Origin of the sequence: Glutamicibacter sp. 363, assembly GCF_052379505.1 — a bacterium.
Lineage (GTDB): Bacteria > Actinomycetota > Actinomycetes > Actinomycetales > Micrococcaceae > Glutamicibacter.
The window spans coordinates 1-401 of record NZ_JBQSYR010000090.1; the positions used below are offsets into that span (position 1 = coordinate 1).

Annotated in this window: 1 pseudogene; it reads left to right on the plus strand. The window is 63.1% G+C overall.

Annotated elements, in window-relative coordinates:
* Window positions 1-401, plus strand: a pseudogene (locus tag ACT3UA_RS18985) (IS1634 family transposase); the annotation flags it as partial.

Here is a 401-nt window from a genome sequence, read left to right on the forward strand (position 1 = left end):
AGGTCCGCACCGCATCCGGCGCTGTCGCCGTGCAAATCGTGGACCAAACCGGACGCACCACCACCTCCGTGGAACACATCGGCTCAGCGAACACCGACGCCGAACTAGCACTGCTGCTACGCTCCGCCGAACAACGCTTGCATCCAGGGCAGCAAGCCTTCGACTTCGGCGATGTGGAACAAGAACCCGCGTCCCTGGACGAAGTCGCTGACTGGACCAAGAACGCCGCAATGCCCGACGTGATTCCTGACCGCGGAAGACCCCGAACCGGCGCCACGGGCACCGCGAAAGTCGTTGCATCTCCAGCCACTGAACTGTGGGACATCCTCACCGCAGCCTATGCGCGGCTTGGGTTCGAAGTCCTTGATGACGAGGGGTTTCGTGCCATGGTGCTCGCCAGG